Origin of the sequence: Chitinivorax sp. B, from assembly GCF_005503445.1 — a bacterium.
In the GTDB taxonomy this organism is placed as follows: domain Bacteria; phylum Pseudomonadota; class Gammaproteobacteria; order Burkholderiales; family SCOH01; genus Chitinivorax.
The window spans coordinates 1-15,445 of record NZ_SCOH01000065.1 but is presented as its reverse complement, the minus strand read 5'-3'; the positions used below and the strand labels follow the sequence as shown (position 1 = coordinate 15,445).

At 53.2% G+C, this 15,445-nt stretch carries 15 protein-coding genes; 12 read left to right on the top strand and 3 right to left on the bottom strand.

Annotated elements, in window-relative coordinates; genetic code table 11:
- The 11 genes from FFS57_RS23150 to FFS57_RS23105 all read left to right on the top strand — a co-directional run.
- On the top strand, window positions 1-888 hold an 888-nt coding region (locus tag FFS57_RS23150), incomplete at its 5' end, for an RHS repeat-associated core domain-containing protein (protein WP_283204927.1).
- Between the two features lie 38 nt (window positions 889-926).
- Complete coding sequence (locus FFS57_RS23145) at window positions 927-1,754, top strand: hypothetical protein (RefSeq protein ID WP_137940206.1); 828 nt, start codon at window positions 927-929, stop codon at window positions 1,752-1,754.
- Entirely contained in the window at window positions 1,754-1,915 is a 162-nt protein-coding gene (locus FFS57_RS23140) for an HNH endonuclease (RefSeq protein ID WP_137940205.1), read from the top strand. Before FFS57_RS23145 ends, FFS57_RS23140 begins: the two co-directional genes overlap by 1 nt.
- Complete coding sequence (locus tag FFS57_RS23135) at window positions 1,890-2,387, top strand: SMI1/KNR4 family protein (protein WP_137940204.1); 498 nt, start codon at window positions 1,890-1,892, stop codon at window positions 2,385-2,387. The genes FFS57_RS23140 and FFS57_RS23135 overlap by 26 nt, the downstream gene beginning before the upstream one ends.
- Before the next feature lie 267 nt (window positions 2,388-2,654).
- The gene (locus FFS57_RS23130) at window positions 2,655-2,969 is read left to right on the top strand and encodes a hypothetical protein (RefSeq protein WP_137940203.1); all 315 of its coding nucleotides are present in this window, start codon (window positions 2,655-2,657) and stop codon (window positions 2,967-2,969) included.
- Window positions 2,970-3,010: 41 nt separating this feature from the next.
- Complete coding sequence (locus tag FFS57_RS25360) at window positions 3,011-3,163, top strand: hypothetical protein (protein WP_171014165.1); 153 nt, start codon at window positions 3,011-3,013, stop codon at window positions 3,161-3,163.
- Between the two features lie 347 nt (window positions 3,164-3,510).
- Window positions 3,511-4,734, top strand: a complete 1,224-nt coding sequence (locus FFS57_RS23125) for an RHS repeat domain-containing protein (protein WP_171014164.1) — start codon at window positions 3,511-3,513, stop codon at window positions 4,732-4,734.
- A 259-nt stretch (window positions 4,735-4,993) separates the two neighbouring features.
- Window positions 4,994-6,157: an imelysin family protein gene (locus tag FFS57_RS23120; protein ID WP_137940201.1), complete on the top strand. Its 1,164-nt coding sequence runs from the start codon at window positions 4,994-4,996 to the stop codon at window positions 6,155-6,157.
- 219 nt (window positions 6,158-6,376) lie between these two features.
- On the top strand, window positions 6,377-7,783 hold the full coding sequence (locus tag FFS57_RS23115; RefSeq protein ID WP_137940200.1) for a di-heme oxidoreductase family protein: 1,407 nt from the start codon (window positions 6,377-6,379) through the stop codon (window positions 7,781-7,783).
- A gap of 25 nt (window positions 7,784-7,808) precedes the next feature.
- Window positions 7,809-8,906, top strand: a complete 1,098-nt coding sequence (locus FFS57_RS23110) for an imelysin family protein (RefSeq protein ID WP_137940199.1) — start codon at window positions 7,809-7,811, stop codon at window positions 8,904-8,906.
- The gene (locus FFS57_RS23105; RefSeq protein WP_171014163.1) at window positions 8,893-9,999 is read left to right on the top strand and encodes a DUF1513 domain-containing protein; all 1,107 of its coding nucleotides are present in this window, start codon (window positions 8,893-8,895) and stop codon (window positions 9,997-9,999) included. Before FFS57_RS23110 ends, FFS57_RS23105 begins: the two co-directional genes overlap by 14 nt.
- Before the next feature lie 11 nt (window positions 10,000-10,010).
- Here FFS57_RS23105 and FFS57_RS23100 read toward each other — a convergent pair whose 3' ends face one another.
- On the bottom strand, window positions 10,011-10,907 hold the full coding sequence (locus tag FFS57_RS23100; RefSeq protein ID WP_137940197.1) for a transporter substrate-binding domain-containing protein: 897 nt from the start codon (window positions 10,905-10,907) through the stop codon (window positions 10,011-10,013).
- Between the two features lie 277 nt (window positions 10,908-11,184).
- Between FFS57_RS23100 and FFS57_RS23095 the strand changes: the two genes are divergently transcribed.
- On the top strand, window positions 11,185-11,736 hold the full coding sequence (locus FFS57_RS23095; protein ID WP_137940196.1) for a DUF1415 domain-containing protein: 552 nt from the start codon (window positions 11,185-11,187) through the stop codon (window positions 11,734-11,736).
- Window positions 11,737-11,827: 91 nt separating this feature from the next.
- Here FFS57_RS23095 and FFS57_RS23090 read toward each other — a convergent pair whose 3' ends face one another.
- Together FFS57_RS23090 and FFS57_RS23085 are read right to left on the bottom strand one after the other, a co-directional pair.
- The gene (locus FFS57_RS23090) at window positions 11,828-12,613 is read right to left on the bottom strand and encodes an MOSC domain-containing protein (RefSeq protein ID WP_137940195.1); all 786 of its coding nucleotides are present in this window, start codon (window positions 12,611-12,613) and stop codon (window positions 11,828-11,830) included.
- Window positions 12,614-12,802: 189 nt separating this feature from the next.
- Window positions 12,803-15,445: 3-hydroxybutyrate oligomer hydrolase family protein (locus FFS57_RS23085; RefSeq protein WP_137940194.1), on the bottom strand; the 2,643-nt coding region annotated here is incomplete at its 5' end.

Sequence of the window (15,445 nt, the reverse complement as noted above, 5' to 3'; positions counted from 1 at the left end):
ACCGGCAACCAGACCCAATATCAGTGGTACCACACCGACCCAGCCGGTAGCGTGCTGGCCGCCACCGATGGCACCGGTAACCTGCTGTGGCGCACCCATTACCGGCCCTATGGTGAAAAGCTGGTGGGGGGCGATGGTGGCCTGAATCGCGAGTGGTACACCGGCAAGACCCACGATGACGATACCGGCCTGGATTACTTTGGGGCACGCTACTACGATGCGGTGGCGGGGCGCTTCCTGGCGATGGACCCGGTCGATGTTAAGCCTGAGAAGCTGCACAGCTTTAACCGCTATGGTTACGCCAATAACAATCCGTATCGGTTTGTAGACAGAGATGGCCGTGATACCGTTTCTATACTTTTTACTCAAAGCAAATATTTAAAGGAATCAGTTACATTGACTGACCACACTGCTTTGGCTGTCTTCCAAGAAAAGGAAAGAAAGCTATCGCTATATGATCCAAGTGGTTCCTACGCAGCACAGGAAAAAGAAACTGGAATACAGGTAAGACCTGAAGGTGGGCTGTTTGAAAATAACGTTCACAAAGTAAGTATTCCAGACTTTGCTAGGTACCATGCAATGACCAGCCAAAGTCAAACCGCAGTTTTTAGTTTTACCGTTACTCCGGAGCAAGCTCAGGCAATCCTTACGAGAGCGGAGGCAAGAGGAGATGCCGGATTCTTCTCGTGCACTACGGATACAAGAGCTGTCATATCCGGAATTGGACCGTTCAAGGATATCTCTACATCTGCCTGGAAAGGGATACCTGGCATTCTACGACGATCAATTAAAAACCTTCATTCTGAATTGACTGAAAAGGACAAGCAGTCAAAAGAAAAAAACTCCCAAGGAAATGAAGGTTCGGGAAGCGGAGCTGCTAAGCAGTAAATTTATTTTGTCGTATAAAGATAAATCTAGGAGGCGAAATGAAGGTTTTTGATGATTCTCTTGTATTTGTACTTTCCGCTCTTCTTTTAGAGCCTTTTCTTCTATTCCCTTTCAAGATGCTGGGTGGCGAAGCACACATTTATTACCTATTTTTTACTGTTATATACGTGGTTTTGATTAATATTATTACGAGAACTATGAATGGAAGGTATTTGGTATTAAAAAGTGGTGTGATTGGGTATCTTGCTTCGATTGCGGCATTTCTTTTGTTAGGCTGGATGACAGGGAGAGGCGTGTGTTCGCGTCAAAGTCAAATGGCAGAGTGCGCCATTCACACTTTGGCTTTTGCCCCATTTGTTTCCATGGGATGGCTAATTGGGCTTGTTTTTGGATGTCTTAAATTGGCGGTGAATAAATATAAACCTATTGGCTTGATTGATATTGACTCTATAAAAAGAAAGGGAAGTCATCCAGCCTTCAAGGTGCTGGTGATAACGAGCGTGTGCATAATTTTCTATTTTTTATTAAAAGGAATGATCACAAATAATCTGATATATAACATATATTATTCAGTATTTTTCTTAACTATAATCTCCTTGGCATTGCTATTTCCCATTTCAGTAAATGGTTTAAAGTCAATAGCCTACTGGGCAATGATTGGTCATGCATCTGGAGTGATTTCCACATTGATATCTGGTCATATTGCAAATGCTTATTCATGCCCAACACAGTTGGCAGTTATGAATTGCCGTAACTATATGCTTTGGTCCTCCCCGATTGATCTATCTGGCGCATTAATCGGACTAGCTATTGCTCTCGCATTTATGATTTGCAATAGAGCACTGCCAGAAAAATATGCAATTTAATGCGCAAGCATGACGAAGCGGCAGCAAATCTAGCCGCTGGATATAAGAGAACGCCAGAAGGTTATGTTTGGCATAATCATCAAGACCAAAAACTAATGCAATTAGTAAGTAAAGAAGCCCACGAGAAAACTGGGCATGACGGCGGATTTGCTGGCCGTTGATAGACAAGGAGCCAACATGCACGAAGAAATTGAATCGCCAGGACCTAAGATAGAAATAGATGATGTCGTAAAGCTCGAACTTGAATTTAATCTGAATCTTCCAGAAGACTATAAGGAGTTCTTATTGAAATTCAACGGGGGCTTGCCGTGGCTAGACGAGTATGTAGTGGATGGTTTTTATGAGGAGTACTGTGGCATTCAAGTTCTTTACGGAATTGGTCGTGAAATTCAATCAAGCTGCCTTGACTATAATATAAAAGCTTATAGAGAACGCATAAATAATGATCTCATTCCGATTGGTTGCAGCGGAACAAATGACGCAATTTGCCTTGCGATAAAAGGAAATAGCTATGGCTCTGTCTATTTTTGGGATTTAGTGAAGGAGTGCGGCAAGGATTGCCCAGATAATTTATATGTTATTTCTGATTCATTTGCTGGATTCTTAAGAAAATTAACAAAATTCGATGATTAGTAGATGGCATTTAATACCAATGGGCTTTGAAGGCTCTTCATGCAAGGTTTCAGGTGTGAAGGTTGTTGGCGGCTGGAGTTCAGCAAATCAGCCGTTGTGAGAGTTACCATTGAAAAGAAGGCTTTAAAGAATTTCGATTTTTCTAAGAGCATAGATCCACACATTTTCAAAAATGGAGTGGTTACAGTACAGCCTGGGGCGCAGAGTGAAGCATTTCATAATGCGATACGGTCAATTCATCACGTTTTCTGACTATGGGTGGAAATAATGTATATTGCTAAAGTGGTATTTTTTGATGCGGCGAATGGTGGTAGATTTACCCCGCCAATGTCTGGATTTCACCCTCAGATTACTGCTGGAGAGTTTCATACATCATGCATAGTTGGAATGGAGAGCGAAGGCATACGTTTTGATTTTAATCTTGAGCATACGGTAACCCTTGAATTAATGTACCCAGAAGAATATGGGAACCTAATAACTACTGGAAGTAAGATTAAATTTTTTGAAGGTGACAAAATGATTGGGGAGGGATTGATTATTGGTGAAAAGGCAGATCATATTGAAGGCATTGACAGGAGTTAGTAAGTGATTGCAATCTCAAGCGCCACCACAATGGCACCGAATTGCGCCGCGACAGCTATGACTGGGCCGAGCGGCCGACGGCGACGATCATTGGGGTCAGAGTAATTGATTTTGCGAAGTATCGTGAAGAAGAAATCATTGATGTCGGCGGCGACCTCATTGATTCTTATGTGTTTTATACCGAGAGATTGTAATTAGATGCCGGTTGCGCCCGGCAGACGCGAGACTTTTCTTGTTTCGCCAAGAAAAGTCCCCAAAAGAAGGCGCCCCGTGCGCCTTGCCCGCTGATCGCGGGTACCCTGCGCGGCTCGCCTGGGGCGGCGGCAAAAGAACTCGCTTCGCTCAAACAACTTTTGCCGTCGTCCCGCCCCATGCTGCGCTGCTCGGCAAGGCTTGACGGGATTCATCGCTCGTTGTGGCCGCATTGGTGTTGATGCTCTTTAACAATTTATCACCTACTTGGATCATGCCGGAGCGCTGATTCTATTTAGAACGCCGCGAGCCGGATCTGATCAGCCGCTGGGGCTATGACAGTGCCCCGTTGCCCAATGGCAAACCGTACCTGGGGGCGCTGTCGCAAGCGAGCGCCGATACCGGGGTGGCCCGCGTCTGGCGTTATGACGCGTTGGGGCGGCTGACGGAAGTGGATACCCAGGTGGGGACCGAGCACTTCCGGCTGCAGCGTGGCTATGACGAACTGGGCCGCCTCCGCCAAGTGGTGTACCCGACCGGCTTCGGTTACACCCATCACTATGACAGCCGCGGCTACCTGACCGAAATCCGGGACCTGCAGCACCCGGCGCTGCGTTACTGGCAGGCGCTGCATTACGACGCGCAGGGGCGGGTACCGCATGCCGTGCTCGGCAACGGCCTGCACCGGCAACGCCGTTACAACGCCCAGACCGACGATCTGGAATGGATCGGCACCGGCCCGGACGGTACCGCCACCGTGCAGAACGACAGCTATCAATATGACGCCTTGGGCAACCTGCAACTGCGCAGTGAAGGCGTGACCGGCCTGGTCGAAACCTTCCGTTACGATGGCGCCAACCGCCTGATCGAAGCCAAGACCCACAATGGCCCCAGCACCACCGCCCGCTATGACGAGCTTGGCAACCTGGTCTACAAAAGCGACGTGGGCATTTACATCTATGGCCAAGGGACACGGCCCCATGCCGTGGCCAGCATTCAGGGCACCGTCAACGCCACCTTCAGCTACGATGACAACGGCAACGAACTGCGCAGCAACGGCCGCACCACCAGCTGGACCTCGTTCAACCTGCCGACAAGCATCCAGCAAGGCAGCTACACCGACAGCTATGTGTACGACCTCGACCACGTCCGGCTGAAACACATCACCCCGCAAGGCAGTGTGATCCAGCTCAACCCACGGCTGGATCTGGGCGCGCATTACGAAAAAGACCTGCGCCATGGCAAAGTGGTGCACACCAGCCATGTGTACGCGGGGAACGAAGCCATCGCGGCAGTGGTGGAGCAGGACGGCCAGCGGGACATCCGCTACCTGCACACCGACCATTTAGGCTCGATCACCGCCGTCAGCAATGCGCAAGGCAAGCTCACCGAACGGCTCAGTTACGACGCCTGGGGCAAGCGCCGCAACCCGGATGGCAGCCTCAACCCCGGCCTGAGCGGCCAGCAAACGCACCACGGCTTCACCGGGCACGAACACCTGGACGAAGTCGGGCTGATCCAGCTATTGCGCTTGATTCTATGCCATAGGCAAATCCAATCCCGTGTTGGATGACTGGTATCGATAAGTCCAGAACAGGCTTGGTTGATTTACGTCTCAAGCTGAATGGCGGTACATGGGTGGCAGGTTTCTCGTCCAATCCAGCAGGTTGCCAGCTAAATGGCAGCATGCGACTGGCTGGTCACGATTGGTCGACTTACATCGCCGTAATGCGATGTGCTTATATTTGCTAAATGTTTTGAGAATCATTATCATCTTCTAAATCAAAGCCTAATCCTGATCCTGTTGCTCCATTACCCGCCAAAGGAAACCCATGCTGCCTTCCCGCAAGTTGATTCCCCTGATGAGCCTGATTGTTGCGTTTACCGGTGCACCTGCTATGGCAGCGACCGAGACGGCTGCCGTTGTCACTAACTATGCCAATCTGGTTCAGGCCAATTATGAAGATGCTCTGATCAAGGCCCGTGAATTGCAACAGGCGGTGGATGCGTTTATTGCAGCACCGTCGCAGGCAGGTCTGGACACTGCCCGCAAGGCTTGGTTGGCGGCGCGCGAACCCTACGGGCAGACCGAGGTCTTCCGTTTTTATGGTGGTCCGATCGATGATGCGAAAGATATTGAAGGTCGCCTGAATTCGTGGCCGTTGGACGAGGCCTATGTGGATAACGTCAAGGGTAAGCCGAACAGTGGCATCATCAATAACCCTAAATCTGCGCTGAATATCGACAGATTGATCAAGCTGAATGCCAAAGGCGGCGAGGCCAATGTCGCCACCGGTTATCACGCGATCGAGTTTCTGTTGTGGGGCCAGGATTTCAACACGAAAGGTCCGGGCGATCGCGGTTTCAACGATTTTGTCGATGGTCAGGCCAAGAACGCCGATCGCCGTCGTCAGTATTTGAAGCTGGTAACGGATCAGGTCGTGGCGGATCTGGATTACTTGGCCAGCCAATGGAAAGAGGGCGCCGACAATTACCGCAGTACATTCCTGAAAGACAAGCCAGAGGCCAGCCTGCGTAAGGTATTGACCGGTATGGCTGTGCTGTCGAGCGCCGAATTGGCGGGTGAACGGATGCAAGTGGCGCTGGATAATCAGGATCAGGAAGACGAGCATAGCTGCTTCTCCGACAACACCCACCGCGATATCGTCACCAACGCACAAGGTATTCGTAATGTGTTGCTGGGCGAATACAAGCGTGTTGATGGCAGCATGGTGAAGGGGCCGTCAATCAAGGATCTGGTCGCAGATAAGAATCCTCAACTGGCTGATAAACTGGTGATGGATTTTGGCGCCAGCGTACAGATGGCTGAGGCAATTCAAGCCCCGTTCGATCAGGAAATCATCGGCAAGAAAGATGCTGCCGGCCGCAAGCGAGTGGTTGCGACGATTGCTGCGCTGAAAAAGCAGACCCAGACATTGGTGGAAGCGTCCCGCGCATTGGGCATCAAGAAGCTGTCGGTGGATCTACCGAAGTAGGCGTGCTTGCCCTGCTGTTGCATCAAGTCAGTCAGCCGGGTATGGGCCTGGTTAGGTTTTGTTGATGGGGTTTCATGACCCATGAATCCATGCCAACAGAGCCTGACAGGCCGTTTTGATTTAGCCGGCCGGATAACGCCACCTGTCAATCAGCAGGTGGTGTTTGCGTTTTAATGGCATGTCTATGTTACATGCCACGAGTTAAGGTAAGAATCTTTTATGTTTTTTCGCTTCAACCGAGTCGTCGTGGCGATTGCCACATCGTCTGCTTTGATTGCGCTGATTATGGGTGCTACTGTCATTGACTGGACCCGTGCCGAGCCCAATGAGGAGCAGTCGGGCGGAGATACCACGGTACACGAAACCAATCGCCGTGCTTTTTCGCTGCCAGCCGCCAATATGAATCTGGATCGTCGCGCACAATTTGCTGTTGGCCATGCTTTTTTCAATATGCCGTGGGTCGAGGCACCGGCCAGTACCAAGGCACGTGACGGTTTGGGGCCGCACTTCATTGGCCGTTCCTGCACGGCCTGTCATAGTAGCGATGGACGTGCCGCGCCGCCGGAAACCGGCGAACAGCCGATGGGTTTGTTGTTCCGTCTCTCGGTGCCCGGCAAAGGCCCACATGGCGAGCCTAAACCCGAGCCTATTTATGGCGGTCAGTTCAACAATCAGGCGATTGACGGTGTGAGAGCCGAAGGCCAGATCGACATCATCTACCAGAAGCTGGAAGGGAAATTTGCCGATGGTGAAGCGTATTCGCTGTTGAAGCCCAATTACAAGTTCACAGAACTGGGGTATGGCCCAATGCGGGATGACATGCAGTTCAGCCCGCGTATTGCTCAGCAAGTCATCGGTTTGGGTTTGCTGGAGGCGATTCCGGAAAAGGATATCCTGGCCTGGGTCGACCCGGCGGATCGTGACGGTGATGGGGTTTCCGGACGTGCCAATTATGTATGGAATGCCATCACGCAGCGTAAGGCACTGGGTCGTTTTGGCTGGAAAGCCAATACCCCGTCTGTTGCACATCAGACCGCTGGGGCTGCCAATGGCGATATCGGCATTACTTCCCGTCATTTCCCGAAGGAGGAGTGTATGCCGGCGCAGCGTGATTGCCAGAAGGCCCCAAATGGCGGCAAGCCCGAGATCAACGACAAAAACATGGCGTCGCTGGTGTTCTATACCCAAACCCTGGCTGTACCTGCCCGGCGTGATGTGGATTCACCTCAAGTGCTGCGTGGCAAACAATTGTTCCATCAGTCACAGTGTGCGGCGTGCCATGTTCCAACCCATGTGACCGGTATGGCCAAAGGCTTGCCGGAGCTGTCGAAGCAGACCATTCGTCCCTTTACCGATCTGTTGCTGCATGACATGGGTGAAGGGCTGGCCGACAACCGGCCGGATTTTGAGGCAGACGGCCGTGAGTGGCGCACCCCGCCGCTATGGGGTATTGGCTTGTTCGAATCGGTCAATGGTCACACCCGTTACCTGCACGATGGCCGTGCCCGTAACCTGAGCGAAGCCATTCTGTGGCATGGTGGTGAGGCCACCAAGGCGCAGCAGGCTTATGTCAGCATGCCCAAAGTGGATCGCGAAGCCTTGCTGGCCTTCTTGAATTCGCTTTAATCCAGTCAGGAAGGTGGAACATACGATGCGCATCAAGCAGACCTTGCTGTTGTTGCCTTTGTTGGCGAGTCTGACGTGGGCTGCCGATGAAGAGCCTTCACGGCCCGAGGCGCTACCCAAGGCAATGTTGCTGAGTCAGATGGCAGATACGGTGCTGCCATCCCTGCATACCGCCTTGACGGATCGTGCCATCCGGTTACTGCAGACGACAAGACAAGCTTGTCCAGCCCCCGATGTTGTCAAACTGCAGCAGGTGCGTCAGGCATGGCGTGAAACGGCACGGGCTTGGGCTGCCATGGAAGTATTCCAGATCGGCCCGGTCATCGAGCGCCGTACCGCCCGCCAGATTGATGGCTGGCCGACCCGGCCCAAATTACTTCAACCGTTGCTGGATGGTGGCACGTTGGATGCCGAACGCATCGACCAGACTGGCAGTGCGGGTAAAGGTTTGCCAGCGTTGGAATACTTGCTGTTCCCCGAGAAGACCCAGGATCAGGCGGTGGCACGAAACCTGAAAGGCAGGCCTTGTCAGGTATTGGTGGCATTGGCGGACGGCGTGAAGCGCGAAGCGGTGGGCATTCAGCACGATTGGAAAGCGCCGAATGGCGGCTTTGCCAACCAATTGGGTCAGGCTGGCAAACTACAGGATGGCATGTTTGCCAATGAGGCTCAGGCCTTGGGTGATATGGTCAATCTGTTGATTGCAGGTATCGATTATGTGCGGCTTCGCAAGCTGGAGAAGCCGTTGGACAAGAGCACTGACGAGGTCGCACTGGATCGGGTCGAAGCGTGGCGCAGTGGTGAATCCACGCGACTGCTGGAGGCCAACCTGGCAGGTTTTGCCCGTGTTTTCTTTGGTCACGGTTTACATGGTATTGGTCTGGATGACTATTTGCTGGGCATTGAAAAACCCATACTGGTCAGACGTGTGCGTGAACAACTGGCCGCAACCCAGGCTGCTGTCACGGCCATCGGTATGCCGATTGATCACGCACTGGCTGATGCCCCCGAACGTGTCAAGGCAGCGCAGGATGCATTGCGCAAACTGCAACACCTGCTAGAGGTGGATCTGGCGGATGCATTACAGGTTGATCTCAGCTTCAATGCGAATGATGGCGATTGATCAACCACTGTCGGCTTGCAATCGTCGTACCTTTTTGACGGCGGCGATAGCCCTGCTGGGTGCGCCAATGCTGGCGCGGGCTGATACTGGTGCCTCCCGGTTGATTTCACCTGTGACCCGTGATGGACGTCACTTTTTGGCCGTCGCCAATCAACTGGATACTGAGCCGCAGTTGATACCGACACCCATGCGTGGCCATGCTTTATTGTTGGACCCACGTCACCCGGATCAGATATTGATGATCGCCCGTCGGCCCGGCACACTGGCGATCCGAGTCGATATTGGCCTAGGTAAGGTGCTGAATACCTGGGAAGCAGATGAGGATCGACATTTCTTTGGTCATGCTTGCCTTTCGGCGGATGGCAGGCAGGTCTTCATTGCCGAAAACAATATTGATACCGGTCAGGGTGTGATCAGTGTGCGGGATACAGCCAGTTTCCAGGTCCAGCGCGAGTTTCCGTCTTATGGTATCGGCCCACACGAAATCCTGTTGATGCCGGATGGCCACACGCTGGCTGTTGCCAATGGTGGGATATCCACATTACCGGAAACCGGGCGGGTCAAGCTCAACCGTGGGCGTTTCGATTCCAATCTGGCTTATCTCGATAGTCGCAGTGGCAAACTGCTGGCTCGTTATCCAGTACCGATACCACAGCTCAGTCTGCGCCATCTGGCATTGGCCGATGATGGTACGGTAGCTGTTGCGATGCAGTTTGAAGGTGACCGCCAGCAAGCGGGTACACCGTTGATCGCGTTTCATCGCCCGGGTGAAGTCATGCGGATGGGCACCGCACCACAAGCCGCATGGGATGCCATGCGACACTATGCTGCTTCGATTGCCTATGACCCGGTATCCCGATATTTTGTCCTGAGCTGCCCCATTGGTGGTCAACTGGCGTGTTGGCGGGTTGACGGTACGTTCGTGGATATTTTGCCGGTACCGAAGGTATCCGGCATCGCGTTTGATGCGAAAGGCGCCTTTGCCAGTAATGAACTGGGCCAACTGTTGCGGCTGGATCTGGTGCGACGACAGGCCAACATGCTGAACAATCAGGCAGGTTGGTTATGGGATAACCATTTGTATCTGGGCTGAACCGTGAAGCCTTAGGGGGCTGTATGCTGCGGCAGCATCCACAGCTTGTTGTCGCTTGTGGGCACGCTGTTGGGCAGGTAGGGGTTGTCGATCAGGATCAGTGTTCGCTTGTCCAACTCGCTTTGGTTGATGATTTCACCGAAATGCTGTTCGAACAGCTTATCGAATTCTCCACTCTCCCGCGCCAATTTCAAGCCGTGTTCGATACGTTTGGCCAGTTCTGGCTTGCTTGGTGTCACGATGAAAAAGAAATCTGATGGAAAGAACAAGGCGAGTCGTGTGTTGACGCTGATATTGCGCACCCCTTGTTGTCGGGCGCGGTTCAATTCGCCATACACTTCGCTCAATCCGCGCGGTATCCAGTCAAAGCGACCAATAGAGAGTGCGTTGAACATTGTGCTGTACTCGCGCATTTCCACCACAGGCAAGCCCGCCCGCAGCATGACCGGCCAGTCTCCCCAGCCTGGGTTGTAGCCCATGCGCAGGGTTTTCAGATCATGCAGGGTAGAGGCTCGATCCAATTGGCCTTGCACTTCATTATTGGCCAGAATCAGGCGCCATCCTTGCAGCCCTTTTTGAATCGGAAATGGAATAAAAATGGCCTTTGAGGCTAAAAGGTCCGGGCTGGGGATGGCCAGGCCCACGTCCAGTTGACCTGATTCGGTTTCAAGAATACGCCGTCGCTGTATACGTGCTTCACCACGAACAATCTGATCTGCCCCAGGAATGGGGCTGGTTTTGTTCAATGCCAGCTGCAAGACAGCAATTGGATACTCCCAGCGTTTGTCAGTTGGATCAGCACCACCCGGAAAGCGCACCACGTCAGCCTTGGCAATCAAGGTCAATTGTAGCAACAGGCAAAACCACCACAACCTGCCTTGCCCACGCCACATTGCTACCCACATCATGATGCATCCTTCAGACACTGCTTGAAACACCTGATTGGTGACCACAGGCAAATCCGGTCCGGTCGGTTTGGTTGCCTAGTTCATCATCGGATGAAACACTGGTATTTGCCACCTTTAAATGCGGATTGACGTACGTAATGCATCAGAGGCAAAGCTGATCAGGTTGTTCGGGACCTGTACCATCCCCCCTGAATGCCATCACCGCTTGGCGATATAATGCCGACAAATCCGGCGGAATATGCCGCACCCGCAGCATGCCGACCGGCAAGGAATTTGCATGACCGACGATATCATCATCGCTGACACCTGTCAGTGGCTCGAAAAGGCTGTCATAGGCCTTAACTTGTGCCCGTTCGCCAAATCCGTCTATGTCAAAAAGCAGGTACGTATTGTTGTCAGTCATGCTCGGCATCTGGATGCGTTTCTGGAAGACCTGGACCGTGAATTACTGTTGTTGGCGGAAGTCGATCCCTCTGAAATCGACACTACGCTGTTGATTCATCCTACCCTGTGGCCGGATTTTGAGATCTTTAATGATTGCCTGGATCTGGCAGATCAGGCCGTGATCGATAATGAACTGGAAGGTATCCTGCAGATTGCCAGCTTTCACCCGCAATTTCAGTTTGCAGATACGGAGCCCGATGACATCACCAATTACACCAACCGTGCACCGTACCCAACCTTGCACCTGTTGCGTGAGGACAGCATTGCTCGGGCGGTGGAAGCTTTCCCGGATGCTTCGATGATCTTCGAACGAAACATGGAGACACTGCAGAAATTGGGATTGGCAGGGTGGATGGCACTAGGGTTGGGTAAATCGGCCACATAGTGAGCAGGTGACTTGCCTGACATGTATTGTGGAAGGAAAAAAGCCTTGCATGCGCAAGGCTTTTTTTGATTGCGTTACCGGTTAATGAGTCTCACGCCAGCACGACCACTTCATCCCCCACTCGGAGTGTGCCAGTCGTTCGCGCCACCAGATTCTGTCCAAAGATGATCCCGGCATCCGTTCTGCGATATTCGGCCAGTGTTGCCAACGGTTGTCGATCATCAGACATGTTCCCGCTGTCCGGGTCAATGGTCGTGAAAATACAGCGCTCACAGGATTTGATGTGTTCAAACTCGACGTCGCCGATACGGATACGCTTCCAACCGTCTTCGGCAAAGGGATCGCAACCGGCGATCACCAGGTTGGGGCGAAAGTTACGGATCGAGACCGGATGAGCAAGCCGGCTATTCAGGTCATTGAGTGAGCCTTCACCAATCAGCAGGTAAGGGTAGCCGTCGGCAAATGAGAAGCGAATGCTCGGATCGATACGTAATTGACGGTTGGATTGTTCACCGATGTACAGCAGGCGTGCTTCGATGCCAAGAAAGAAGCTGAACCAGTCATCAGCTTGTCCATCACCCCAGTAGGCATCGAATTCATATTTCCAGACACCTGTTGGGCGCACCATGGTGTAGGCCTGGCGATGGACCTCAAGTGGCTCCATGTCTGGCGCGGTGATGCAAATACCCGTTGCAGTTGGTTCAACGTGAAGTTGAACCATTTGTGGAAACTTGCGGCCGGTGATGAAGTTGCCAGTATCGTCGGCCAGCATCCATTCCCGATCGAATGCCAGTCCGCGCAAGGTGGCCTCGGCTGTTTGCAGCGAATTGGCGCCACAGGACTTGATCGGATAATTGAACAATTGGGATAAGTGCATGACAGACTCCGCGAAAATGACTGGCGCCGACTTTGATCAGAAAGAAGCCTTAACGAAGGCCCTGGCAGGGCTATGAGGGGCTGGAAAGGCTCAACGTTAGCAGCGACGTGGTTTTCCGGCAACTGCCGGTTTGGCGGAGCAGGTTTCCCGGCTGACACATTGAGTGTTCAGCCGGGGGTCATTACCATGTCACTCTGGAACATGCAGTGTCTTGCCGTTCAGAGTGATGCGGTCACCAGCCGCAGGTGATGGCGTGATGACTGGTGCATGGCTGCTGGTAATGGCGGGTGCGGTACCTGGGCTACCACCGCGAGGTGTGGTGCGGATCAGCTGGCTATCCGGCAAGGGTGTGCCACTCGTCAGGTGTTGATAGACCAGATTTAGCGCTTGGTTGGTGTAACTTTGCAGCGGAATGAAACGTGTATCGTAACCAGGGGCGTTTGCTGGATTCAGATTGGCATCGAAATGCTGGGCATGTCGTACCTCGTAATAGCGCAGCTTACTGGTAGCGCCCTCGACAATACCGTTCTTGCCAACGTAGGCCCGCGCGCTATGGTTGACCGGGATCAGTGCATCAGCCCGGCCATGGACAATGACCGCAGGCTTGCCTTGCAGATTACCTGACAGCGCGATTTCCTTGATGCCATCCTGCACCCGCTTGGCCTTTTCAGCTATGTCACCGCTCAAGGGCTGCCCAGCCGGCGTCTGGTTGATGGCAAGCTGGCGGAGGCATAGGGCGCCATCAAAGCTGAAATCCACCAGGCCGGTGGTGGGCGAGGTGGCTTTCGCGTGTTGTAGGCCGTTGTATTCATTGGGCAGTGTTTTGGGTTTGCCGGTGGTGAGGTCGATCACGGGTTGGCCGGTGACTGGGTCGAGCACTGGCCGGTCTTTTTCGCCAGGCAGGATGATGTTGTAAACCAGCTCGATACCTGCCGTTGGTGCGATGCCCCCAATTCGCAGTGTATTTTCCGGTGGAATGGGTTTGACCACGCCTGTAGTCGGCTCGACCCAGGCAAAGCTGAAATTACATAGGTTGTCCTCAACCCCGAAACGGCCATAGCTGTTGGCATACTGTACCGCCATGGCGACTGTGGCCGTCAGATAATGTGACGCATGCAAGGCATCGCTGTCCGATGGCCAGCCATATTGATGCAACTTTCGCAGCGCCTCGTTAGCCTGTGCGCCGGTATTGTCGGCCGAGAGCATGCCCTGCTGTTTCAATGCTGTGCATCGGTTGGCGGCCGTGGCCGTATCGATTGTCTGCTTGCCAGGGGCATCGGCCACGCTGTCTGCCAAAATGGCGCAAGGTTGGTAGAGATTGGCGTAGGTGACATAATCCAACAAACCCTTGCCAATATTGAACTGGGTCACATTGCCCTGTTGAATCGCCAAACCCTGCAGATCTCCCGCCTGCACTTGCGGCGCTGCCACGGCGATGCCATCGATGAGACCCAGTTTGTCTTGTTCTGCTGCGGCAAGCGCTGCGCCCCCGCCGTTGGAAACGCCGGTGGCAATGACCAGGGTATTGTCCGCATCAAATGGGCGGGTACGGCGATCGGAAAAAGGCACTTTGCTTCCGTACTGCTCATTGAGCATGTAAAAGGCGAACTTGATCGCGTCCAGCGTGTTCCGCCCCCAGTCACGTTCCGGGTTTTGCTTGGAATGGGCATGCTTGAAGGCAACCCTGTGCGGGTAGGTTTGTTTGTAAACCGTGCGGGTCTGCTCGGTCATGTCTGTCTGAAAAGTGACATTGCTGGTGGCGCCCCCTGCACCAACGACCCTGCCATCCATGCTGAAACCTTGGCCGGTATTCAACAAATGCGCACCGGTACCTGTGCCCTTGTCTGAGGCAGCGACGGCGCAGCCTTGCTGTAAGGCCCATTCCGACGCTGTGGCGACCACACTGTAGATCCCGTCGGACCCAGCCGATGCAGTCGCGACGATACAAGGTTTGGCCGGGTCAAACGTGGTCGGGATCTGCACCATCAAGGTAACGTTTTTCTTGCCGGTACCGTCATCAACGAAAGCCAGATGCTCGGTACCTTGCACCTTGCGCGCAGGGCCAAACAGGCTGCCATAACCGCCGGTCTGGCTGATGTCCAGAAAGGCCCGATAACTGTAAAAGGTCTTCAGTTTGCGGATGTTGAGCGCATCCAGAACGGTAACGGATGGTACGGGTCCGACCAGGCCGGCTGCATCCAACCCGGCGGTGGCCAGATCATGATCTGGGGACATCAATAGATGTGTTTGAATGGTGCCGACGCCGGCTGGTTTGCGATTGAGCACCAATAATTGACCATTTTGCGGATTGACTTCGGGCAGCGCCAATGACAGTACCTGGCCATAGGCATCCCCTGCGGCATCGGCATATTGCGGGTCGTAGGTCTGCAGCCGCGGCGAGACGGTCATAACCGTCTTGGCAAAGGGAATGCTGGCGTGCATGGCGGTAAGGTAGCGTGCCTCGGCCAGGGCGATCTGGTCGGCATGGATTCGGGTGTAGACTTTACTGGCAAACACGTTATCCAGTTGTGCAACCGTGTTGAGATTCAAGGCAGATTCCGCGATGGCCGTGGTGGCTTCATTGATGTTCGCCACCGTATCACTGGCCATCACCAGCGTATAGAGATTGCCTTCGTTACGGGTGACCTGCAGCATCAATGGATAGAGCAGACCCTTTGTGTCCAGTACGAATTTGCCGGTGCCATCCGAGAAAAAGGAGCGATCTGTACCGTTGACATCGCGCAGGTTGATTTGGGCAAATACCAAGCGCTTACCGTCTGAAACGGTACCAGTGATCGATGCCGGTACGGTACTGCCTCCCCCGTTGTCGCT